Raw genomic sequence first — 22,717 nt, 5'->3', positions numbered from 1 at the left:
GGCCGAGATTTCCCCCTTTCGCTCCGGCTGCAAGCAGAGTCGCTCAGGAGGAAACTCGGCCCCTCCCGCCCCGGCCTGCCAGGTCAACTACACCGTGTACTGCGGCAGGTCCTGCAGGGCGATGACGTCCATGCCCATGTCGTTGGCGCTGCCGTGACCCTGCTGGTCCTCGCGCACCGCCTCGATGGCGCTCACGTAGGTGTTGGCGGCAGACATCGCCGTCACGCAGGTCACGCCGCGACGCACGGCCTCGGTACGTAGCAGGTAGCCATCGCCACGCGAGCCCGGACCGTACGGCGTGTTGATGATTACCGCAATCTTGCCATCGGCGATGAGGTCGCCGATGTTGGGACGCTCGCCGTCGTGCGGGCCGCTGATCTTCTCCACGACTTCGCACGTCACGTTGCCGCCGCGCAGCACGCGCGCCGTACCCTCGGTGGAGCAGATATCAAAGCCCAGGTAGCGCAGGATACGGGCGACCGAAAGGATATGGCGCTTGTCGCGGTCGCACACGCTGATGAACACCTTGCCGCAGCTCGGATCGGGCAGCTTGTAGTCGATCGCCAGCTGCGTCTTGGCATATGCCTCGGGATAGCTCTTGGCGATACCCATGACCTCGCCCGTCGACTTCATCTCGGGCCCCAGGATAACGTCGGCACCGGGGAAACGGCCCCAGGGCATGACGGCTTCCTTCATGCAGAACCAATCGAGCTGACGCTCGTCGCTCGGCAGGCCCAGGCTCGCGATGGAATCGCCTGCCATGATACGCGCCGCGCACTTGGCCAACGGCACGCCGGTGGCCTTGGAGATAAACGGCACGGTGCGGCTGGCACGCGGGTTGGCCTCGATCACGTAGACGGTCTCGCCCTTGATGGCGTACTGCACGTTGACCAGGCCGCGTACGCCCAACGCCACAGCGATGCGGCGCGTGGTCTCGCGAAGCTTCGCCTGCAGGCTCTCACTAAAGCTGAACGGCGGGATGCAGGTCGCAGAGTCGCCGGAGTGAATACCGGCCTCCTCGATATGCTCCAGGATACCGCCGATGTAGACCTCCTCGCCGTCGCACAGGGCGTCGACGTCGGACTCGATCGCACCCTCCAGGAAGCGGTCCAGATACACCGGGTAGTCGGGGCTAATGCGCGCGGCCTCGGCCATGTAATCGCGCAGATGCTCGGCATCGTAGGCGATCATCATGCCGCGGCCGCCCAGCACGTAGCTCGGACGCACCAGCAGCGGGTAGCCGATGTGTGTGGCCACGGCCTCGGCCTCCTCAAACGAGGTGGCCTGGCCCGCCGGCGGGTACATGATGCCCAGTTTGTCGAGCAGGGCGGCGAAGCGCTCGCGGTCCTCGGCAAAGTCGATGGCATCGGGCTTGGTGCCCATAATGTTCACGCCGCTCTCCTCGAGCATGCGCGCCAGCTTAAGCGGAGTCTGGCCGCCGAGCGTCACCACGACGCCGTCGGGACGCTCAACATCGATGACATCCATGACGTCCTCGTAGGTGAGCGGCTCAAAGTACAAGCGGTCCGAGGTGTCGTAGTCGGTCGAAACGGTCTCGGGATTGCAGTTGACCATGATGGTCTCAAAGCCGCGGGCCGCCAGCGCGTAGCTCGCGTGCACGCAGCAGTAATCGAACTCGATACCTTGGCCAATGCGGTTGGGGCCGGCGCCCAGGATCATCGCCTTTGGCTTGTCCGCCGGCGTGGTCTCGTCGGGAGCCGCGCACTTCTTGGCATCCGGGCTCGTGCGGTAGATGTTCTCGTACGTCTTGTAGTGGTACTCCGTGGCGCTCGAGAACTCCGCAGCGCAGGTATCGACCGTCTTCATGCTGGGAACCACGCCCAGACCCTTGCGGTAGGCGCGCACAAAGCGCTCATCCGAGCCGGTCAGCGCGGCAATCTCGGCGTCGCTCGTGCCGTACTGCTTGAGCAGGCGCATCGCGTCGGCGTCGATATCCTCCACACGCAGGCCGCGGATGCTCTCCTGGACCTGCACCATATCGTTGATACGGTTGAGGTACCACGGATCGATACCGCAGATGGCATGGATACGAGCGATGTCCCAGCCACGGCGCAGGGCCTCGACCACAAAGAAAATGCGGTGCTCGGTCGGGGTCGCCACGGCCTGGGCGAGCTCATCGTCGCTCAGCTTGTCGGCACCCTCCTTGCCACCGGCGCAGATACCCTGGTGACCGTCCTCCAGCGAGCGCATGGCCTTGCCAAAGGCCTCCTCAAAGGTGCGGCCGATCGCCATAATCTCGCCCACGGCCTTCATGCGCGTGGTGAGCGTGGGGTCGGTACCCTTGAACTTCTCGAAGGCAAAGCGCGGCACCTTAACGACGCAGTAGTCGATCGTGGGCTCAAAGCAGGCGGGCGTGGCCTTGGTGATGTCGTTGACGATCTCGTCGAGCGTATAGCCCACAGCCAGGCGCGCGGCGGCCTTAGCGATGGGGAAACCCGTGGCCTTGGAGGCCAGCGCGGACGAACGGCTCACGCGCGGGTTCATCTCGATGACGATCAAGCGACCGGTGTTGGGGTTCACGGCAAACTGCACGTTGGAGCCACCGGTCTCGACGCCGATCTTCTCCAGAATGGCAAGCGAGGCCACGCGCATGCGCTGATACTCAAGATCGGAGAGTGTCTGCGCCGGCGCCACGGTGATGGAGTCGCCGGTGTGCACGCCCATGGGGTCGAGATTCTCGATGGAGCACACGATGATGCCGTTGCCGGCGTGGTCACGCATGACCTCCATCTCATACTCTTTCCAGCCCTCGATGGACTCCTCGACCAGCACCTCGTGGGCGGGCGAGAGCTCCAAGCCCTGGCTCACGATGGAGACAAGCTCCTCGTGGGTATGCGCGATGCCGCCACCGGCACCGCCGAGGGTAAAGCTCGGACGCAGCACGCAGGGATAGCCCACGCGCTCGGCGATAGCCTCGGCGTCGGCCACGCTATAGGCATAGCCCGAGCGCGCGACCTCCAGACCAATCTCGGCCATGGCCTCGTTAAAGAGCTTGCGGTCCTCGCCGCGCTCGATAGCGGCCAGGTCGCAGCCGATCATCTCGACGCCGTACTTGTCGAGCGTGCCGTCCTTTGCCAGCTCGACGGCGGCGTTCAGACCGGTCTGGCCGCCCAGCGTGGGCAGCAGCGCGTCCGGGCGCTCTTTCTTGATTACGCGCTCGATAAACTCCGCGGTGATAGGCTCGACATAGGTGCGGTCGGCAAGACCCGGGTCGGTCATGATGGTCGCCGGGTTGGAGTTGACCAGGATGACCTCAAAGCCATCCTCCTTGAGCACCTTGCAGGCCTGGGCGCCGGAGTAGTCGAACTCACAGGCCTGGCCAATAACGATGGGGCCCGAACCAATGACGAGGATACGCTTGATGTCAGTACGTTTCGGCATGTTAGTTCTCCTCGGTCTCGGTCGCGGCGGTCTCGGCGAAATTCCAGCCGGCAAGGCGGTCCTTCGCGGTGTCGATGTCCAGGTAGTTCTCCTCGCCATCCATGAGTCGCGTAAAGGCGGTAAAGAGATAGTGGGCATCGGTGGGGCCGGGCGAGGCCTCGGGGTGGTACTGGACCGAGAAGCACGGGGCATCGAGCAGCTGGATGCCCTCGGCGGTGCCGTCGTTGAGGTTCACGTGCGTCAGGCGAATGCGGCCGAAGCGCTCGTTCATCACGACCGGCGCGATGCCGCGACGCACCCAGGCGCGCAGGTCGCCGTCGGCCTCATGCTCGGTCTCGCCGCCGGAAAGCTCCGGGATCAGTTTGCCCAGACTTGGGAACAGCAGGCCAAAGCCGTGGTTTTGCGCGGTGATCTCCACGCGACGGCTCACCAGGTTCATAACCGGCTGGTTACCGCCACGGTGACCGAATTTAAGCTTTTCCATTTGGGCGCCACACGCCAAGCTGATCATCTGGTGACCGAGGCAAATGCCAAAGACCGGCACCTTGCCGATCAGCTGCTGCACCTGCTCATGGGTCTCCACCACGGCATCGGGGTCGCCGGGGCCGTTGGATAAAAAGACGCCGTCGGGATTCATGTCGAGCACCTCACTCGCGGGCGTATCCCACGGCACGACAGTAAGGTCGCAGCCGGCGCGGACGAGGCCCTCCAGAATGCCGCGCTTGACGCCGCAGTCGTAGGCGACCACGTTGTGGCGGGCGGGGGCGGCAGGGGCAAGCGCAAAGTCATGCGTAGCGGGCAGGTCGGCAGCTGCAAACTCGTGGGGCTCAGGGCAGCTCACGGTCTTGACCAGGTTCTCGCCCACCAGCGTCGGCGCTGCGGCCAGACGCTCGGCAAGCTCGACGACGTCAAAGATTTCCGTCGAGATAATGCCCATCTTGGAGCCGTTGTCGCGCAGGTGGCGCACAAGAGCGCGGGTGTCGACGCCCTCGATAGCGACGATGCCGTGGGCACGCAGGTACTCCGGCACGCTGACGGCCGAGCGCCAGTTGGAAGACGTGGCGCACATGTCGCGGACGATCATGCCGCGCATAGCCGGAGCGCTCGCGGGGCGGGCGGTATCACCGGGGAAGGCCGACTGGACGTCGGTCTCGTCGATGCCGTAGTTACCGATCTGCGGATAGGTCATGGTTACGATTTGGCCGGCATAGCTCGGGTCGGTCATGACCTCAAAGTAGCCCTCAAGCGAGGTGTTGAAGCAGACCTCGCCGGTCGCGGTACCCTCGGCACCGCATGCACGGCCATAAAAAATGGTCCCATCCTCAAGGTACAGGATGCAGGGACCGCAGGTGCCCTTGCTGGTTTTGGCCAGCATGCGCTGGCAAAGCTCGCTGGGCGCGAAGGTGCGGGCAGCAGTGCCCGCAGTATGGTTATTCGCCATAATTCTCCTTCCCGGTCTCTCCGGACCGGCTTAAAGGTTGGTAGTTAGGCCTTGCGGTATTTTAACCGCAAGTATGCGCCATGGCGTTAATTTCATCGAAATGTTTACGAAATGATAATTATGACTTTCTATGCATATTGATTTTTCTGGGACGGGGATTAAAAAATCATTCTGAGCGCGGGGCTTTGTCGCCAACTGCATACACAACAGAATGATTATTTAATCCCCGTCCCAGAAAAATCATCCCGCGCGGGCGCTTGGCTCACGCGGGATGATGGCGTCTTATTTATCCTGCTCTAGCAGATCGGACGGCGTGCGGTCGGGCTTGCCACCGCGGAAGATCTCGCGGCCATGCAGACGATGCTCCAGGTCACGTTCGGCCTTTTCCTCGTCAATCTTGGTCTGGCTCACCGACGGGTCCTCAATCAGCGACGACACCGAGTTCACCTGCTTTTGAATGCGCTCGGAAATCGTGTCGTCCATACTCACGATATGCATCTTCCAGTCGATGTTCGTAGCGGTCGATGAGCTCTTGGTCCACACGAACGTCAGAATGGCGCTCTGATGACCCCTCGCGGGGAACATGCCAAAGAAGGAATCGTGCTGAATGTTGCTGTCCTCATCGATATAGGCGTGCACGTTGTACACCGCGCGGTCAATCTTATCGTTGAGCAACGCGTTGGTCGCAAGTGCCGCAGCCTGAATCTGCCCGTTGGACAGCAGCTCGAGCTCGTTGGCAGACGACGTGTCCAACACCGTTACCTCGACCGTGCCTGTGCGCTCGTCCGCCTCGTCGACGGTAAAGTCGAGCGGGAACTGCGTAAAGCCGTTACCCCACTCAAGGCCGCCCTTCAGTGCCGTGGAAACGGTATCCACCGAAACACTCTCGGACAGGTTGGCAGTGTTCAGGCGACGCATCACGCCGTAGCCAATCTGCATGCCCACGATCAGTACAAGGATGCCGATGACCACAGCCATAGCGGTCTTCGTAATGGTATGGCTCACCTGCGAGCCCGAAGGGTCGTCCTCGGACAGCGGGTCGATCTGTTTTGTCTGGCTTGCGCGATCTTCGCTGCGAAGCTGCGCCAACGCCGCCTTGTCGCCGCGCTTGGCCGCTGCCTCTTTTTCGCGCATGCGCTCGGTGCGCTTTTTGGCAAGCGTCGGATCCAAAACGCCGGATGCGTCGATCTCGGAGAATAACTCCGTCACTTCTTCCGGAGTCAAAGGGTTCTTCTCAGCCATATACTTCCTGTCATATCAATCAGTCGAGCTCGTGCGCACGCGCACCTTCGAACTGCATTCGATAGTAACGGGCATAGGTGCCACCACGGGCGAGAAGCTGCTCATGCGTACCACTTTCCACAACGCGACCATGCTCGACGGTCGCAATCTCGTCGGCATGCTTAATGGTCGAGAGACGATGAGCGATGATGATCGTGGTGCGACCGCGCGCCAGGCGCTCGAGCGACTCCTGCACCGCCTCCTCGCTCTCGTTATCCAAGGCGCTCGTCGCCTCGTCCAGGATCAGGATCTTGGGGTTCTTGAGAAACACGCGCGCAATGGCTACGCGCTGCTTCTGGCCGCCCGAAAGACGGCTGCCGCGCTCGCCCACGACCGTGTCGTAGCCCTGCGGCAGCGACTCAATGAAGGCATCGATATTGGCGCGGCGGGCGGCCTCGGCGACCTCTTCTGCCGTGGCGCCTGGCTTGCCGTAAGCGATGTTCTCGCCAATCGTACCGTCAAACAGATAGACATCCTGCTGCACCAGGCCAATGGCGCGGCGCAGGCTCCGCTGCGTCACGTCGCGCACGTCTTGGCCGTCGATGCTGACGGATCCAGCAGCCACGTCATAAAAGCGCGGCAGCAGCGAACACGTTGTGGACTTGCCACCGCCCGAGGGGCCAACCAGGGCAATGGTCTGTCCGGGCTTGATGGACAGGTTCATATGGTCGATCACGGGGCGAGCTTCTTCGCCTGCGCCGAGCTCAACGTCCTCGTAGCTAAAGCACACGTCGCGATATTCAACCGCGCCAGCCGTCACCTGCAGGTCCGCGGCATCCGGCTTGTCCTGGATATCCGGGGCGGTCGAAAGCACCTCGTCCATACGCTTAAAGCCGGCGATGGCCTTCTGATACGTTTCAGCCGAATTGACGAGCGTCTCGAGCGGCGTGCAGAACAGTGAAATGTAGAGCGCGAAGGTCGCCATATCGACCGCCTGCAGCTGTCCCTGGGCGACCAGCCAACCACCCAGCAGCACCACGATCACGTACAACACGCCCGAGAGCAGGCCATACGTCGCAGTGTAAACGCCCATGGCGTGATACATATTCTCTTTGGACGAAAGATAGCGGTCGTTGGAGGAGCGGAACTTGGAGCGTTCAGCCTCCTCGTTCGCAAAACTCTTGACCACGCGCATGCCGGCCAGCGAATCCTGCAGCTGAGCATTAATACCGCTGATCTTTTTGCGGTTGTCGCTAAAGACCTCGCGCATGCGCATGTTCTGCCAAAACATGATGACCGCAAACACCGCCGTCGCCACGGCCATGGCAAGCGCCAGCACCGGAGCGATGGTAAAGAGGATCACAAACGAGCCGATAATCTCGATACCGCAGATGATAATCCACTCGGGCACGTGGTGTGCCGCCTCGCAGATATCGAACAGGTCGTTGACCACGCGGCTCATCATGTCACCTGAGCTGTTGCGATCGAAGTACGCAAAGCTAAAGCGCTCGTACTGATCGAACAGGTCCTCGCGCATCTTGGACTCCATGCGCGCGCCCATCACGTGGCCCCAATAGCTCACAAAGTAGCGACAGGCGCAACGGATGGCATACATCAGCACCAGACCAACCGCGATCATACCGAGCGCCTGCATAATAGCAGCCTGACCCTGGGTAAAGAGCCCACCAGTCAGATTGCGCAGAATAATAGGAAACGCCAGGTCAATGGCGGCAAGCACCAGGGCGCAAACAGTATCGGCAACAAAAAGCCCCATCTGGGGCTTGTAATAAGAAAGAAAACGCTTAAACATGCAGTCCTCGGGGAGAAATAAATAGGGTGAGAAATCTGGTTGAACCGTTCGAGTTGAAAGAAAAGCAGCCCAACAAGCATAACGCCGATGTTCTGGCAACGTCAGCGAAAACGTCCCTAAGCGAGCAAGGTGCCTTGAAAGAGGAGCGACGCGTACTTCGGTACGCGAGCGACGATTGAAAGGCAGATTGCCGCTTAGGGGCGTTTGCAGCGTCGACTCGTTACGCGGTTTGGTAAAACCGCGTAACCTAGAGTTCGGCTCCGCCCAAGCGGTGCGCGATGCTATCGCAGGCCAAGGCGCCCACAACGGTCTTGGCATCTTCGATCTTGCCGTCGAGTACGGCGTCGATCAGCTCGTGCAGCGGCACGAGGTCCACGTTGACGAACTCGTCATCATCGGGGTTGGGTGCATCGAACTCGAGCTTGGTGGCCAGGTAGATGTGAATGATCTCGTCACAGAAGCCGCAGGACGTGACAATCGACGTCAAAAAGCGAATGCGACCAGCCCTAAAGCCCGTCTCCTCATGCAGCTCGCGCTTGGCGCAATCGAGCGGGTCCTCGCCTGGATCGAGCTTGCCGGCAGGAATCTCGACCGTCACGCGGTCGATGGCGGTGCGGTACTGACGCACCAGTACGATCTTGCCGCTCTCGGTCAGTGCCACAACGGCCGCCGCACCCGGATGGCGAACGATATCGCGGGCGCTGCGGTGACCGTTGGGCAGCTCGACCTCAAGACGGTGGACGTCGAGGATCTTGCCCTTCCAGGCGCACTCCTCCGAAAGAATCTTCTCGTGCAGCTCGGTATCGTGCGGGTCGTCGTCGCCCAGCACCAGCGCCGGCTCGTCAGCGACCTCGCCACCAGGCTCGCCCTCGGCGTGCCCATACATGCGGCTGTCCTCTTCGACGATTTGCGCATCCACGAGCTCTTCGTTCTTCTCGTCCATCCGTCTCATCCCTCTCGGACTTTAGGCATCCCAGGCGTCGCGGCCACGCAGCGCGCGCAGGCCGATGTCATGACGCAGGGTCTTGCCTTCAAAATCAATCTTTTCACAGGCCTCGTAGGCAAGGTTGCGAGCGCTCTCGAACGTGTCGCCCAGCGCGGTCACGGCAAGCACTCGGCCACCGTTGGTCACGAGCTGACCGTCCACCACGGCGGTGCCGGCATGGTACACGGTCACGTTCTCCATGGCCTCGGCGTCGGCGATGCCGGTGATGACTTTGCCCTTCTCGTAGCTGCCGGGGTAGCCCGCGCTCGTCAGGACAACAGCCACAGCCCACTCGTCACGCCAGTCGAGTTCAATCTGATCGAGCTCACAGTTGGCACAAGCCAGCATGACCTCGACCAGGTCGTTCTTGAGGCGCGGCAGCACGACCTGCGTCTCGGGGTCGCCAAAGCGGGCGTTGAACTCCAGCACCTTGGGGCCGGCGGAGGTGAGCATAAAGCCGCCATACAGGCAGCCGCGGTAGTCGATGCCCTCGGCAGCAAGCTCGGCCACGGTCTGCTCCATGACCTTCACCATCGTGGCGTGCTCTTCGTCGGTCACGATGGGTACCGGGCTGTAGACGCCCATGCCACCGGTGTTGGGGCCAAGGTCGCCCTCGAGCGCACGCTTGTGGTCCTGCGAAGTGGCCATAGGACGCACGGTCTTGCCGTCGGTAAAGGCCAGCAGCGAGCACTCGGGGCCGGTCAGCATTTCCTCAATGACAACGGTGTTGCCGGCATCGCCAAAGGTGCCGCCAAAGCACTCGCGCACGGCCTCCTCGGCCTGCGCAAGCTCGGTCGCCACGATAACGCCCTTGCCTGCAGCCAGGCCGTCAGCCTTCACGACCAGCGGGGCGCCCTGCTCGCGCACATAGGCAAGAGCCGACGCCTCGTCAGTAAACGAGCCGTAGGCGGCCGTCGGAATGCCGGCACGCTCCATGAGCTGCTTGGAGAACAGCTTGGAGCCCTCCATCTGAGCGCCCTCGGCACCCGGGCCAAAGCAGGGAATGCCCGCCGCACGCACGGCATCGGCAACGCCCGCCACGAGCGGAGCCTCGGGGCCAATCACCACGAGTCCGCATCCGTGGCTCTGGGCAAACGCCGCCACGGCCGCAGGATCGCAATCGTCGAGAACCACGTTCTCGCCGCAGCTCGCGGTGCCGCCGTTACCCGGCGCAATGTAGAGCTTGCCGGCGCGCGGTGATGCTGCGAGCTTTGCTGCCAGAGCATGCTCGCGGCCGCCGCTGCCCAACAACAGGATGTCGATGGTTTGAGTGTCCGCCTTCAAGGGTGCCTCCTCTATGGATGAACGGTCCGCCAACCATGCGGACCCATACAAAGCAAATATACCCCTCGGCCGCCCGTCCGGGCTGCAAAGGGGTATATCGCAATAACCGAATAGTGCCGATTACTTCCAGAATCGGTTGATGATCTGCTCGCGACCGGCGCCGACGCCAATGAACGTCACGCGGATGTGTGCCAGATCCTCGATAAATGCCACGTAGTCCTGAGCCTCCTGCGGCAGCTCGTCAAAGCTGCGGCAACCGGTGATATCGCACTTCCAGCCCGGGAGCTCCTCGTAGATGGGCTTGGCATGCTCAAAGCGCACCTGATGCTCAGGCACGCTCGTGTAACGCTCGCCGTCGACGTCGTAGGCAACGCACACCTTGATGGTATCGAAGGCCGAAAGCACGTCGAGCTTGGTCATGGCGATATCAGTGAGGCCGTTAACACGCGAGGCGTAGTTGGCGATGGGGCCATCGAACCAGCCGCAGCGACGACGGCGACCGGTGGTCACGCCGTACTCATAGCCTTCCTCGGTCAGCGTATGGCCGGCCTCGGACTCATAGGAAAGCTCAGTGGGCATGGGGCCCGAACCGACGCGGGTGATATAGGCCTTCATGACGCCCAGCACGCGGTCGACATTCTTCATACCGACGCCGGAGCCGGTGATGGCGCCGCCGGCGGTGCAGTTGGAAGACGTCACGTACGGATAGGTGCCGTGGTCGATGTCGAGCAGCGTCGCCTGGGCGCCCTCGAACAGCAGGTCCTTGCCCTCGTCGATCATGTTGTTGAGCAGCAGGCTCGTCTCGGTGATGTAGGGGCGCAGGCGCTCGGCCATGGGCAGGTACTCGTCGCAGATCTGGTCCACGGTGTAGGTGGGCAGGTGGTAGATGAGCTCCAGCTCGGGATTCACGCGGGCAAGAGCGGTCTCCAGCTTGTCGCGGAACAGCGCCTCGTCCAGCATGTCCTGCATGCGCAGGCCGATGCGGGCCATCTTGTCCTGGTAGCACGGACCGATGCCGCGCTTGGTGGTACCAATGTTCTTCTTGCCGAGCTTCTGCTCAAAAGCACCATCCAGATCGATGTGGTACGGCATGATAATGTGCGCGTTGCCACTGATCTTGAGGTTCTTGGTGGTGATGCCGTCGGCCTCGAACATGTCAATCTCCTCAAGGACAACCTTGGGGTTGACGACGCAGCCGTTACCGATCACCGACATATGGTCGGAATACATGATGCCGGAGGGCACCTGGTGCAGGCCGTACTTCTTGCCGTTGACGACGATGGTGTGGCCGGCGTTATTACCGCCCGAATAGCGCACGACGGCATCGAAGTCGCCGGCGACCAGGTCGCAGATCTTACCCTTGCCCTCATCGCCCCACTGGGCACCGACCAAAACGGTTGACGGCATGTTTACTCCTTACATTCATGGACTGTCTACGCGCCACGCTGGCACGCAGAAGCACAAAACATTCCCAGTATACCCGTGCAACGGGCGCCTGTCCTACTCCTCGGTATGCGCCCCATCAAGCTCATAGAACTTGGTGGATGCCGGCAGGAACATCAGGTCGACGTCACCGATCGGGCCCGAACGGTTCTTGGCCACGACGATACGTGTAACGCCCTCGTCGGGTCGATCGTCACGCGAGGCCTCGGCCTCATCAGCGGAGCGGTCCAAGAACATAACGATGTCGGCGTCCTGCTCGATGGAGCCCGATTCACGCAGGTCGGACAGCTGCGGGCGTTTGCCGGTACGGGACTCGACCTGACGCGACAGCTGCGACAGCGCGATCAACGGAATCTTGAGCTCCTTGGCCATGATCTTTAAGCCACGCGACATCTCGGAGACCTCGACGGTACGGCTCTCGGAGCGACGTCCCGGCGGAGGACTCACCAGCTGCAGGTAGTCCAGGATGATGATGGCCTTCTCCTTGTTGTGGAGCATGCGGCGGCTCTTGGCGCGGATCTCGGTCACCGTGGTGCCGGGCGTATCGTCAATCAGAATGTCGAGCTTAGACAAGGTCTGCGTGGCCTCGTTGATATTGGCCCACTGCTCGGGGCTAATGCGGCCCGTACGGAAGTCGCTGATCGAGATCATGGCGTAGGCGCAAATCAGGCGCTGGGCAATTTCCTTGCCCGACATCTCCAGCGAAAAGAAGCCGACGGTATAGCCCGCAGCGGCGGCATTCAGCGCCAGGTTCAGAGCGAACGACGTCTTACCCACGGCAGGGCGGGCGCCGATAATGATGAGCTGGCCCTCGCGGAAACCCATGAGCATGCGGTCGAGCGACGGGAAGCCGGTGGGCACGCCCGCGGCCTGTCCACCGGCCTTACACACTTCCTCGGCCTCGTTATAGGCCTCGACCATAAACTCGGTCAGTGTCTTATAGCTCGACTTGACCTCGCGCGCCGTGACCTTAAGCAGCTTGCTCTCGGCCACCTCCACGACCTCTTTGGTGTCGGTAGGGGCGTTATAGGCCAACGCGTTGATCTCGTTGGTGGCACCGATCAGCTCGCGCAGCATCGAGTCGCGACGGACGATGGCGGCATGGTGCTGCCAGTTCACGAGCGACAGGGTCTGACCCATCAGCTCCAAAATGTAGGCCTCGCCGCCCACGGCATCAAGCTTGTTGATGCTGCGCAGGTAATCGATCAGCGAGATAGAGTCGATGGGAATGCGGCTGTTGTACATATCGACCATCGCGGTGTAGATGGTCTTATGAATGGGCCGGTAGAAGTCATCGGGCTGCAGCTCGACCTGGGCTTCCTCGACCACCTCGGGCGACAGCAGCATGGCGGCCAGTACATTGGCCTCTGCATCTTGGTTTTGAGGGAGACCCAACTTGGAGCCACGGTCCTCGACCGTCAGCCCCGTCTCCCTATCGTCGTATGCCATGAGCATCCTCATTCATATCGCTTGCGAGCATCCATAGTATCAGCCACAACCCCAAAACGGGCCGCGCCCCGGCAATCATCACCGAACGAAACGGATGAACGGTCCCGCATTTGGGACTTCACCACAACGCATGCCATGGCGCTCGCTAAGCGTAGAAAACAAAAGGGCGCCCTGGTCTCCCAGAGCGCCCTTCTTAGAACAAGATTGTTGCGTTGCAGCAAATGCTACTCGGCAGCAGCCTCAGTCTCGACCTCGGCGGTCTCGGCCTCGGCGACCTCAGCGGCCTCCTCGACCTCAGCCTCGGCAGCGAGCTCCTCGGCGGTAACGCCAACGAGAACGACAACCTCGGCCTTGATCTCGCGGTACAGCGAGATGGCAACGGTGTGGGCACCAGCAACCTTGATGGGCTTACCGAGCTCGACGCGCTTGCGGTCGATGTCCATACCGAGCTGAGCCTTGATGGCGTCAGCGATCATAGCGGCGGTAACGGAGCCAAAGAGGATGCCCTCGTCGCCGACCTTGACGTCAACGGTGACCGTCTTGCCCTCGAAGGCAGCCTTGGTCTCGTTGGCGGTAGCCAGACGGACGGCCTCGCGCTTGGCGATGTTGTTGCGACGCTCGTCAAGCTGCTTGAGGTTGCCCTTGGTGGCGGCAACAGCGAGCTTCTTGGGGAACAGGAAGTTCTCAGCGTAACCCTGAGCGACCTCTACGACGTCACCCTCGCCGCCCTTGCCCTTGATCTCATCGAGAAGAATAACCTTCATGATGTGTCTCCCTTCTTAGCCGCGGTCGCGGTTGCCACGAGAGGAAACCACGGGGACGGTGTACGGCAGGAGAGCCATCTCGCGGGCGCGCTTGATGGCGTTGGCGATGTCATGCTGATGCTGCGTGCAAGCGCCAGTGACGCGACGGGGCTTGATCTTGCCACGGTCGGTCATGTACTTACGGAGAAGCTGAGTGTCCTTATAGTCGATGAACTCAGTGTTCTCCTTGCAGAACTGGCAGTACTTACGACGCGGCTGACGTGCAGAAAAATCATTAGCCATGTCAAAATACCTTTCGTTTGGCAACTTCGGCGAACCGAAGCCGCCTCTCACTCAAAAATAGGTGAACAGCCCTTAAAACGGGATGTCCTCATCGTAGACGTCGACCGCGGGCGGCGTAGCCACCGGTGCGGCAGGACGTGCTGCGGGCGCGGGAGCTGCGGGGGCGTAACCGCCCTGATCGTAACCACCCTGGCCACCACGGGAGCTCATAAACTCGATCTCATCGACGATGACCTCAAGCTTGCTCCGGCGCTGGCCGTCGCGCTCCCAAGAGCTGTAGCGCAGCTTGCCCTCGATCGCGACCTTGTTTCCCTTTGCCAGGAAACGGCTCACGGCCTCGGCGCGCGTGCCGAACATGGTGCAGTCGACAAAGTTGGGATAGTCCTCCCACTCGCCAGTCTGCGGGTTACGGCGACGATCGTTCACGGCGACGCCAAAGGACAGAACCTGGGTTCCGCCGGCAGTGGCGCGCAGCTCGGGATCACGCGTGAGGTTACCGGTGATGTTCACTCGATTGATGCTCATAACTCACTACTTCCTCTTGGGGCACAAGCCCAGTCCAAAACGACAGTCTTACTCCTGGTCGTCGCGACGGACGATCATGTGGCGGACCACAGCGTCGGTGATGCGCAGGACGCGATCAAGCTCGGCGATCTGGGTAGGATCTGCGTGGAAGTTGATGAGGGTGTAGTCACCATCGGTGAGGTCGTTGATCTCGTAGGCGAGCTTGCGCTTGCCCCACTCGTCAACGGAGTCGACCTTGCCAGCGCCCTCAGCGATCGTGGTATCGATACGCTTCATAACAGCGAGACGAGTCTCGGGGTCGAGCGACGGGTCAACAAAGAACAGCAGTTCATAAGCCTTCATATTGTCACCTCCTCTGGGCAAATGTGGCTTCAGGTCGTGAAGGTGCGCCTGAAGCAGGAAAAGACTTGGTAATAATATCTTTCAACCTCCCAGGCTGCAAGAATATGCAGCTACAACCTCATGACCTCCACATATGTCCATACTCACACGGCACTTCATGCGTCTTCCAACCAAATGCTGACCAAATGCTTGACGAATCTGTGGACAAGATACGGCGCTGCGGGGACAAACTGAGCCAAGCCGCAGGTCAGCGAGCGCATGGTTGTGGTCGCGAAATACATACCAGTGGTTCACAACACCGCTTAAAGATTTTTAAAATTGCCGCCACGGCGTTTATAAATACCCATTTTGAACAATTTGCCGCATGCAACCCTGCTGGTCAGAGCCCGTTTTTGCCCTCCTAGATCCCGTCACGAAGCCAAACGTTTCAAAAAATGCCAACTTTTCTGTTTGCACTTTGCGATTCCTCGTGTATACTGACTTTCGCATTTAACGGAGAGTTGTCCGAGTGGCCGAAGGAGCACGATTGGAAATCGTGTAGGCGTCAAAAGCGTCTCCAGGGTTCAAATCCCTGACTCTCCGCCAGTTAATTCCAAAGCAGGCCTTCGAGCCTGCTTTGTTTTTACCCCACGCGGAGGGGTGGCAGAGTGGTTGAATGCGGCGGTCTCGAAAACCGTTTGGCCTGTATAAGGTCACGAGGGTTCGAATCCCTCCTCCTCCGCCATTTTGGTTGAGAAAGCTCCCGAGAATGGGAGCTTTTTTGTTATCGGATCCCCTCTCGGCCGCACATCCCAACCAAACATGTACGTCACCCTCCAAAAACGACATTTTTCGACATCTTTGGAGGCTGATGTACATGTTTGCATATCGCACTCGGCGCACGATCGGCCGTTTTGCCGGCATTCGGTATATTTCCTCACTTCAACGGACATAAGGACTGCATATCGGCATAAAGCGAGAGGTCCCTAATGGATACTCCTGTTCTCATTACGCATAAAACCGCATGGCTCGTCCATCATGCGCCACAAGACCTGGTTCAAGCGGTCGCGCAACACGACTACCAGATAGGCGCAAGAGGCCTCTCCACCCAGCAACGTATCACGCGCATTCGACAGGCTCTTACCGACTGCGGTATTCCCACTAGCATGCTTGAGACTATCGATATCTCCGTTATATTTGCCTTCGAGCGAATCCGCGCCAACGGTGTAAATTGCCACGTTCTTGGCCAAAATCTACCCTACGACCATATTGACGAGCTGACCCCCGGTATTTTTATCACCGACGAAGCCCTTACCTTCGTATTCGCTGCCGAGTGGATGGACAGAATCGAACACCTCGAATACGGCTACGAAGTTTGCGGTGATTATCGCATGGGGCTTAATCCCGATGACCCTTATACCGAGCAGCCAGCCACCACTTCCAAGGACGAAATTGTCGAACTGCTCGATCGGCACCCCGGCAAACCCGGTGCCACACGCGCCAGACTCGCGCTCAGACATATCTACGACCACTCAGCCTCACCCATGGAAACCGCATCCGCTATCGCCCTTTCACTCCCGACGAGCGAAGGCGGCGTTGGCATCCGAGGTGTCGAACTCAACAAGCCACTCGAAATCCCTAAACGACTTTGGCATTGCACCAAAGCTCGAACGCTTAAAATCGATGCCCTCATTACCTATAAGCGCAGAGAGCTCGGCATCGAATATAAGGGCGGCCTTCACGACGAGGCCGAACGCAAGGGAGCAGATGCGGGGCGAGAGGCCGTACTCGCCCAAATGGGCTATCGCATCGTCACGCTCACCTCAACGCAATTTGCCAGCCAACTCGCTTTCCACCGCGCCATGAACAATATCCGCGAAGCACTCAGCATGCCTCGTTGCGTAGATGCCGAGTATCAGCGAAAGCAAAACGAACTGCGCAAGGTGCTTATCCGTAACTGGAAGAGCGATCAAGCCGAAGAGTCGCCTTCTGAGTAACGACGGACCCGCTCACCCCGCGCTTCCCCCAAACATGCACATCACCCTCCAAAACCGACATTTTTTGACATCTTTGGAGGCTGATGTACATGTTTGGAACCCATGACCGCACCCAGTCCAGACCGTTTGCCGAGCAATAGGGTCGCAATCGGCGCCGAACATGTACTATGTACGGGCATTGTTCAAACCCGTAACTCAAAGGACCCCATCTTGCCCGTCGTCGCCGCTATAACCGTTACCTCACATGCCTCGGATGCCATGGTCGCTATCCCCTTTTGGCTCGAGATGTTCGCCGTTGTTGCTGCATCGATCTCGGGTGTGCTGGTTGCGCGCGAACACAAGCTCGACCTGGTGGGCGCGGTCGCGCTCGCGGTGGTCTGCGGTCTGGGCGGCGGTCTTTTGCGCGATATGACACTCCAGGTCGGCAACGTCTACATCCTCAACCAGCCAATGGCGCTGCCGCTCTCCATCGCCACGGCGGCCATCATCTACATCTTCCCGGCAATCGTCGATAAACCCGAGAAACTCATCCCATTGCTCGACATCATCTCGGTCGGCATCTACGCCGCCACCGGAGCGGACAAAGCACTGGTTTATGGCTTTGCGCCGGCCGTATGCATCATGATGGGCTTTTTCACCGCGGTGGGTGGCGGCATGTTGCGCGACGGCTTTATGGGCGTGGTTCCGGGCATTTTCCAACGTACTAACTTTTATGCCATCGCAGCCATCGCCGGATCGACAAGCTATGTGTGTCTCGTTATGAGCGGCATCATGAGCAATGTCGCCGCACTGGTCGTATGCGTTGCCGTGACCATGGGTCTGCGCTGGCTCTCACTGCGCTTTGACATCAAAAGCCCCACCGAGGAAGACATCGCGCGCTTCTTGCATCGCAAAAAATAGCTAGCGCGGGCTCGTCCCCGAAATGCAACTGAGAGGTTCTTTTAGAGCGCCCGCGCGTTGGGTACCCTGTTAGATACATGTCGAGTATCTAACGAAGGATTCACTATGCCTTGCAACCCAGAACCGTCGTCCCGATGCCGCAAAACGCGTGGCCGCATCGCCCTCCTATTCGCACTGATTGCACTTGCGCTGACCGCGCTTCCCACGACGTCGTTCGCCGGCACAGACACCGCGGGCAATGTGCTCGCAACCGAAGTTGACTCAAATCCGTCTGGCGTCGACGGCGACCTGTACTGGGCCGGTCAGAGCCTTAACCTAGACGACGCTTCCATCGGCCGCGATATTATCGCGGCAGGCGATACCCTCTCGATTCGCGACTGCACCATAGGCGGAGCCGTTCGCCTGGCGGCGCGTACCATCGATATCTCCAAAACCGCAATCGATGGCAGCGTGACGGTAGCCGGTCAGCATGTCGTGCTCAACACTGGTAGCACCGCCAACTGTTTTTACGCGATGGGCGAGACGGTTGCCCTGCGCGGCTCTGCCAAGTCGGCAGCGCTCGCAGGCGACACCGTGACCATCGATGGCACCGTCGACGGCGATGTCGAGGTTTGGGCCGATAAGCTCGTCTTGGGCAAGAACGCCCGCATTACCGGCACCGTTAACGCGCACGTCTCCGAGGACCCCGAGCGCGCCGCAGGAGCCGAGGTCGGCGCGCTCAAGATCGACCGCACCGAAAACGAAGGCGCCGCCACGACGGTTAACGATATCGTCGACGGCATCGTGGCCGCGGCACTCTCGACCTGCTTTATCGCTCTGTTGCTCGAGCTCGTCTTTCCGCGTGCGACCGCCAGCGCCGCCGGAATGCTCCACCAGCGCCCCACACCCCTGTGGATGAGCGGTCTTCTGGGTACGGTAACCATTGTCCCTGCCGTATTGTTGCTGATTATCTCTATCGCTGGCCTGTCGCTTGCCGGAACCCTCTTGTGCGGCGTTATCGGCATCGCGCTGGTCTCCACCGCCTTTGCGGGGTGCGCGATCGCCCGCATGGTCGGACACAACCAGAACCGCTACGCCATGGCCGCCGTGGGCGGTATCGCCGCAGGTGCCCTCACGGGACTTCCCCTCATCGGCGACTTCGTCAGCGGCGTGGCCTTTGTCTTTATGCTCGGCTACGTTATCCAAATCATCTGGCGCAACGCCCGCCTCAAGCCGCAGCAGGCCGCCAACACCCCGGGCCTTCCCTCCGCCTAGCCGTCGACCCCTGCAAAGGGGCAGGCACCTTTGCAGGGGTGCAGACCGGCTCAATCCCTGTACACCAAAAAGGGCGCCGACCATTGCGGTCGACGCCCTTTCTCATTGGCGGTTATAAGCCCCAGCGCTTATTTGTTGACCTGACCGGCGCGGACGGCGGCCTTCTTACGGTCGGTGGCGTTGAGCAGGCGCTTGCGCAGGCGGATATTCTTGGGAGTAATCTCGACCAGCTCGTCGTCGGCGATGTACTCCAGCGCCTCTTCCAGAGAGAAGGTGCGAGGCGGCACCAACTGCACGGAGATGTCGGAGGTCGAGGAACGCTGGTTGCCCAAGTTCTTGGTACGGGCGATGTTGACGACCATGTCGCCGGCCTTGCTGCGCTCGCCCACAATCATGCCCTCGTAGCACTCGGTGCCCGGCTCAACAAACAGCTGGCCGCGCTCCTGCAGCGTACCCAGAGCGTAGGCAACGGCCTTCTCGGTGGTCATGGAGATCATGGCGCCGTTCTGGCGGTTGCCGATCTCGCCGGCGTAGGGGCCGTACTCCAGGAAGGTGTGGTAGAACACGCCCTCGCCGTGAGTGACGTTCATGATGCGGTTCTTAAGACCCATGATGCCGCGGGTCGGGATCTTAAACTCAAGGTGCGTCACGATGCCCGAGGTATCCATGCTCGTCATGATGCCACCGGAGGTACCGAAGACCTCGACGACCTTGCCCGAGTACTCGTCCGGGCACTCAACGACGGCCTGCTCGACAGGCTCCAGCTTGTTACCGTTCTCGTCCTTCTTAAACAGAACGCGGGGACGACCGACCTGGAACTCGAAGCCCTCGCGGCGCATGGACTCCATCAGGACGGACAGGTGCAGAATGCCGCGGCCAGAGACCTCGACGCCGCTCTTGTCCTCGAGCTCCTCGATCTTCATGGTCACGTTGTTCTCGGCCTCGTTGAACAGGCGCTCCTTGAGCTGACGGGCACCCACGATGTCGCCGTCACGGCCGACGAGCGGGGAGGTCGAAGCCTCAAAGACGATGGACAGGGTCGGCGGGTCGATCTCGATGGGCTCGAGCTCGACGGGGTTCTCGGGGTCGGTGTAGACATCGCCGATATCGGTGCGGTCAATGCCCACGACGGCGGCGATATCGCCGGCGCCGACTTCCTGGCACTCGGTGCGGCCCAGGTAGTCGAAGGTAAAGAGCTGCTTGACGGTAGCAGTAGCGCTGGAGCCGTCGTTCTTCACAACCAGAATCTGATCGCCCTGGTGAATGGTGCCGGAGTACACGCGACCGATACCGATGCGGCCAACGAAGTTGGAGTGGTCGATGGTCACGCACTGCATGGCCAGCGGGGCGTTCTCGTCAACCTCGGGAGCGGGCATGTCGTCGATGATCATATCGAGCAGCGGATACATGTCCATGTTGCCGTCGTTGGGGTCAAGGCGGGCAAAGCCATTCATGGCGCTGGCGTAGACCACGTGCTCCATGGCGAACTCAAGCTGGTCGTCGGTGGCGCCCAAGTCGGCCATAAGGTCCAGGCAGTCGTTGTAGGCCTTCTCGGGGTTGGCGCCCGGACGGTCGATCTTGTTGATGACGATCATGATCTTGAGGCCGGTGTCGATAGCATGACGCAGCACGAAGCGGGTCTGGGGCATGGGGCCCTCAAAGGCATCGACCAGCAGCAGGGCGCCGTCGGCCATACGCAGCACGCGCTCGACCTCGCCGCCAAAGTCGGCGTGGCCCGGGGTGTCGATGACGTTGATCTTAACGTCCTTGTACTCGATAGAGATGTTCTTGGCGAGAATCGTAATGCCGCGCTCGCGCTCCTGGTCGTTAGAATCCAGGACGCGGTCCTCGACCTGCTGGTTGGCACGGAAGGCGTCCGTGGCACGCAGGAGCTTGTCGACCATCGTCGTCTTGCCGTGGTCGACGTGAGCGATGATGGCGATGTTCCTCAGATTGTCTACGCGCATGTAGTTCCCCTATCTTCTATCTATATACAACCGGCACGCGTATGCGACCCGCCCAGCAACACAACGCTCGGCGGGAATATTGAGCCTTTTACCGAAAACTCGTTTATTTTAGCGATTTTAGATAAGAGGGGTTTCCTCACCTGCAGGTTCAGGGTCGCTCCACATAAAACCATCGCCGGCGCCCACACCCTCGTACAGTACGTATGCCGAAAAGCCGCTCTCGAGCGTCGTCTCAAAGAAACTCACGAGCAGGGCGTCATGGTAGCCGCCGTCAATTTCGACACACCCGGTGTAGCCGATGGCGTAACGGGCAATGCGGCCCAGGCCCTCGTCCTTAAGACCCATCTTGTGCTCGGAGATAAAGTTGGTGGCAGCCTCGAGGCATGCCTCCTCGCCGTCCTCGTCGAGTGCCGCCAGATAGCGGTTGGACGCGGCGTCCTCGATCGCAACGACAACGCCGGGGTTCTCACCGGCGGCAAGATCGTCTAAAAATGCCCCGATAAGGTCGCACACCATGGCGTCGAGCTCGGCGGAGACGTTTCCGGCGTCCTGCATATCCTGTGCCATTTTTAGACCTTCCCATCGAGTCCGGCGTCGTTACAGTTCTTGTGCCTCGGCGGCGATCTTAGCAGCGGCATCGCGGGCGCGCATCATGTCCGCCGCGCGCTTGTCGAGTACCTTGATCTGGCTGGTAAGCATTACTGCATCGACCACACCCCAGATTACCAAGCCTGTTGAAATCGAAAACCCAAGCGCACCAACTGTACCACGAAGACGAGAACAGATTGCCGCGACAAGGGCGGAGATGATAACCATCTTGATATAGGAGCCGCGGCGCTCGCGAAGCGTGCGGGCCTGCGTCACATAGGCGATGCGAGCCGCCTCGGATGCCTCCGAGCGCATCCGGGCTTCACGCGCGATGGCGGCCGCTTCAGCCGATACGCGGGTACCCATCAGCGACCTCTCCGCTCGCGTGCAAGACATCTAAAAATCATCGGGGGAGAGCGTATGAACGAACTCGTCGAACTTCTCGAACTCCTGCTCGTCGTCAACTTCCTCGGCGTGCGGCGAGACGGTACCCAAGCGATTCATGATGTCGTCTTCAACGAACATGGGGGCATTACTGCGTACGGCAAGGGCGATGGCGTCGCTCGGACGTGCATCGATTCTATGCTCGCTGCCATCGGCCAACACGACAACCGTCGCATAGAACACCGGCGGTTCGGCACGAACGATCTCGACGCGCTCGAGCTTGGCGCCCAGGGCATCGACAGTGTCAAGCAGCAGGTCATGCGTTATCGGGCGCTCGGCGCGACCGCTATCGATGCCACGGCTAATGGCCGCGGCCTCAAACGAGCCGGTCTGAATGGAAAGCGAACGCAGGGGCGCCGTCGAATCCGACTTGCCGCAGCGCTCACGAAGCACGATAAGCGATGGCACGGGACCGGCGGCCATGACGATGGTCTCTATGTCGACACGAACCATGGAACACCTCCGGTACGTAGCGGTTAACACACGGCAGGGTCGCCGCATTGAATAGCTATACTACCCAATCTTTCGCCCAGCACACAAAATCAAAGCAGTTAATTTGGGACGGGGCTATTTTGACTACTTTTGTTGGATAAGAAAAAAGCCCCGAGGCAATGCCCCAGGGCTCTTAACGTTTTGATGG

General features: G+C 60.5%; 19 protein-coding genes and 2 tRNA genes. 5 read left to right on the top strand and 16 right to left on the bottom strand.

What is annotated here, in order from left to right:
- Positions 1 to 87: 87 nt before the first annotated feature.
- The 12 genes from carB to rpsF all read right to left on the bottom strand — a co-directional run bounded on the left by carB (position 88) and on the right by rpsF (position 14,948).
- Positions 88 to 3,402 carry a carbamoyl-phosphate synthase large subunit gene (gene carB, locus AB5Z20_RS05370; protein WP_368156575.1) on the bottom strand — a complete coding sequence of 1,105 codons (3,315 nt, stop codon included), beginning with the start codon at positions 3,400 to 3,402 and terminating at the stop codon, positions 88 to 90.
- Between the two features lies 1 nt (position 3,403).
- Positions 3,404 to 4,843, bottom strand: coding sequence for a glutamine-hydrolyzing carbamoyl-phosphate synthase small subunit (carA, locus tag AB5Z20_RS05365; protein WP_368156573.1), 1,440 nt, complete (start codon positions 4,841 to 4,843; stop codon positions 3,404 to 3,406).
- A 282-nt stretch (positions 4,844 to 5,125) separates the two neighbouring features.
- The gene (locus tag AB5Z20_RS05360) at positions 5,126 to 6,085 is read right to left on the bottom strand and encodes a hypothetical protein (protein WP_368156572.1); all 960 of its coding nucleotides are present in this window, start codon (positions 6,083 to 6,085) and stop codon (positions 5,126 to 5,128) included.
- Positions 6,086 to 6,104: 19 nt separating this feature from the next.
- Positions 6,105 to 7,874 (bottom strand): ABC transporter ATP-binding protein, encoded by a 1,770-nt coding sequence (locus tag AB5Z20_RS05355; RefSeq protein ID WP_368156570.1) that lies wholly within the window; start codon positions 7,872 to 7,874, stop codon positions 6,105 to 6,107.
- Positions 7,875 to 8,121: 247 nt separating this feature from the next.
- On the bottom strand, positions 8,122 to 8,817 hold the full coding sequence (locus AB5Z20_RS05350) for an NUDIX domain-containing protein (protein WP_368156569.1): 696 nt from the start codon (positions 8,815 to 8,817) through the stop codon (positions 8,122 to 8,124).
- Between the two features lie 21 nt (positions 8,818 to 8,838).
- Positions 8,839 to 10,143, bottom strand: coding sequence for a phosphoribosylamine--glycine ligase (purD, locus tag AB5Z20_RS05345; protein WP_368156568.1), 1,305 nt, complete (start codon positions 10,141 to 10,143; stop codon positions 8,839 to 8,841).
- Positions 10,144 to 10,263: 120 nt separating this feature from the next.
- Positions 10,264 to 11,550 (bottom strand): adenylosuccinate synthase, encoded by a 1,287-nt coding sequence (locus tag AB5Z20_RS05340; protein ID WP_368156566.1) that lies wholly within the window; start codon positions 11,548 to 11,550, stop codon positions 10,264 to 10,266.
- Between the two features lie 93 nt (positions 11,551 to 11,643).
- A complete protein-coding gene (gene dnaB / locus AB5Z20_RS05335) occupies positions 11,644 to 13,041 on the bottom strand; it encodes a replicative DNA helicase (protein WP_368156580.1) in 1,398 nt (465 codons plus the stop codon).
- Between the two features lie 218 nt (positions 13,042 to 13,259).
- Entirely contained in the window at positions 13,260 to 13,799 is a 540-nt protein-coding gene (gene rplI / locus AB5Z20_RS05330; RefSeq protein WP_022094073.1) for a 50S ribosomal protein L9, read from the bottom strand.
- Between the two features lie 15 nt (positions 13,800 to 13,814).
- A complete protein-coding gene (gene rpsR, locus AB5Z20_RS05325; protein ID WP_006235829.1) occupies positions 13,815 to 14,081 on the bottom strand; it encodes a 30S ribosomal protein S18 in 267 nt (88 codons plus the stop codon).
- A 72-nt stretch (positions 14,082 to 14,153) separates the two neighbouring features.
- The gene (locus AB5Z20_RS05320; protein ID WP_055310294.1) at positions 14,154 to 14,606 is read right to left on the bottom strand and encodes a single-stranded DNA-binding protein; all 453 of its coding nucleotides are present in this window, start codon (positions 14,604 to 14,606) and stop codon (positions 14,154 to 14,156) included.
- Positions 14,607 to 14,654: 48 nt separating this feature from the next.
- On the bottom strand, positions 14,655 to 14,948 hold the full coding sequence (gene rpsF, locus AB5Z20_RS05315) for a 30S ribosomal protein S6 (protein ID WP_006235831.1): 294 nt from the start codon (positions 14,946 to 14,948) through the stop codon (positions 14,655 to 14,657).
- Positions 14,949 to 15,442: 494 nt separating this feature from the next.
- Between rpsF and AB5Z20_RS05310 the strand changes: the two genes are divergently transcribed.
- From AB5Z20_RS05310 to AB5Z20_RS05290, 5 genes are all read left to right on the top strand, one after another.
- Positions 15,443 to 15,533: transfer RNA gene (locus AB5Z20_RS05310), tRNA-Ser, on the top strand.
- A gap of 48 nt (positions 15,534 to 15,581) precedes the next feature.
- Positions 15,582 to 15,672, top strand: a tRNA-Ser gene (locus tag AB5Z20_RS05305).
- A gap of 244 nt (positions 15,673 to 15,916) precedes the next feature.
- Complete coding sequence (locus tag AB5Z20_RS05300) at positions 15,917 to 16,924, top strand: hypothetical protein (RefSeq protein WP_368156565.1); 1,008 nt, start codon at positions 15,917 to 15,919, stop codon at positions 16,922 to 16,924.
- A gap of 210 nt (positions 16,925 to 17,134) precedes the next feature.
- On the top strand, positions 17,135 to 17,824 hold the full coding sequence (locus tag AB5Z20_RS05295) for a trimeric intracellular cation channel family protein (RefSeq protein WP_343007740.1): 690 nt from the start codon (positions 17,135 to 17,137) through the stop codon (positions 17,822 to 17,824).
- Positions 17,825 to 17,929: 105 nt separating this feature from the next.
- Positions 17,930 to 19,078, top strand: a complete 1,149-nt coding sequence (locus AB5Z20_RS05290) for a hypothetical protein (RefSeq protein ID WP_368156563.1) — start codon at positions 17,930 to 17,932, stop codon at positions 19,076 to 19,078.
- A 128-nt stretch (positions 19,079 to 19,206) separates the two neighbouring features.
- Here the strand turns inward: AB5Z20_RS05290 and typA are convergent, their stop codons facing one another.
- The 4 genes from typA to AB5Z20_RS05270 all read right to left on the bottom strand — a co-directional run bounded on the left by typA (position 19,207) and on the right by AB5Z20_RS05270 (position 22,530).
- The gene (typA, locus tag AB5Z20_RS05285) at positions 19,207 to 21,045 is read right to left on the bottom strand and encodes a translational GTPase TypA (protein ID WP_118226034.1); all 1,839 of its coding nucleotides are present in this window, start codon (positions 21,043 to 21,045) and stop codon (positions 19,207 to 19,209) included.
- Positions 21,046 to 21,162: 117 nt separating this feature from the next.
- Positions 21,163 to 21,612, bottom strand: coding sequence for a hypothetical protein (locus tag AB5Z20_RS05280; RefSeq protein WP_035136509.1), 450 nt, complete (start codon positions 21,610 to 21,612; stop codon positions 21,163 to 21,165).
- A 30-nt stretch (positions 21,613 to 21,642) separates the two neighbouring features.
- Positions 21,643 to 21,999, bottom strand: a complete 357-nt coding sequence (locus AB5Z20_RS05275) for a hypothetical protein (protein WP_368156562.1) — start codon at positions 21,997 to 21,999, stop codon at positions 21,643 to 21,645.
- 30 nt (positions 22,000 to 22,029) lie between these two features.
- Positions 22,030 to 22,530 (bottom strand): bifunctional nuclease family protein, encoded by a 501-nt coding sequence (locus AB5Z20_RS05270; protein ID WP_368156560.1) that lies wholly within the window; start codon positions 22,528 to 22,530, stop codon positions 22,030 to 22,032.
- Between the last annotated feature and the right edge of the window lie 187 nt (positions 22,531 to 22,717).

The sequence above is a fragment of the Collinsella aerofaciens genome (assembly GCF_040910245.1).
Lineage (GTDB): Bacteria > Actinomycetota > Coriobacteriia > Coriobacteriales > Coriobacteriaceae > Collinsella.
This window is presented reverse-complemented; position numbering and strand designations above follow the sequence as displayed.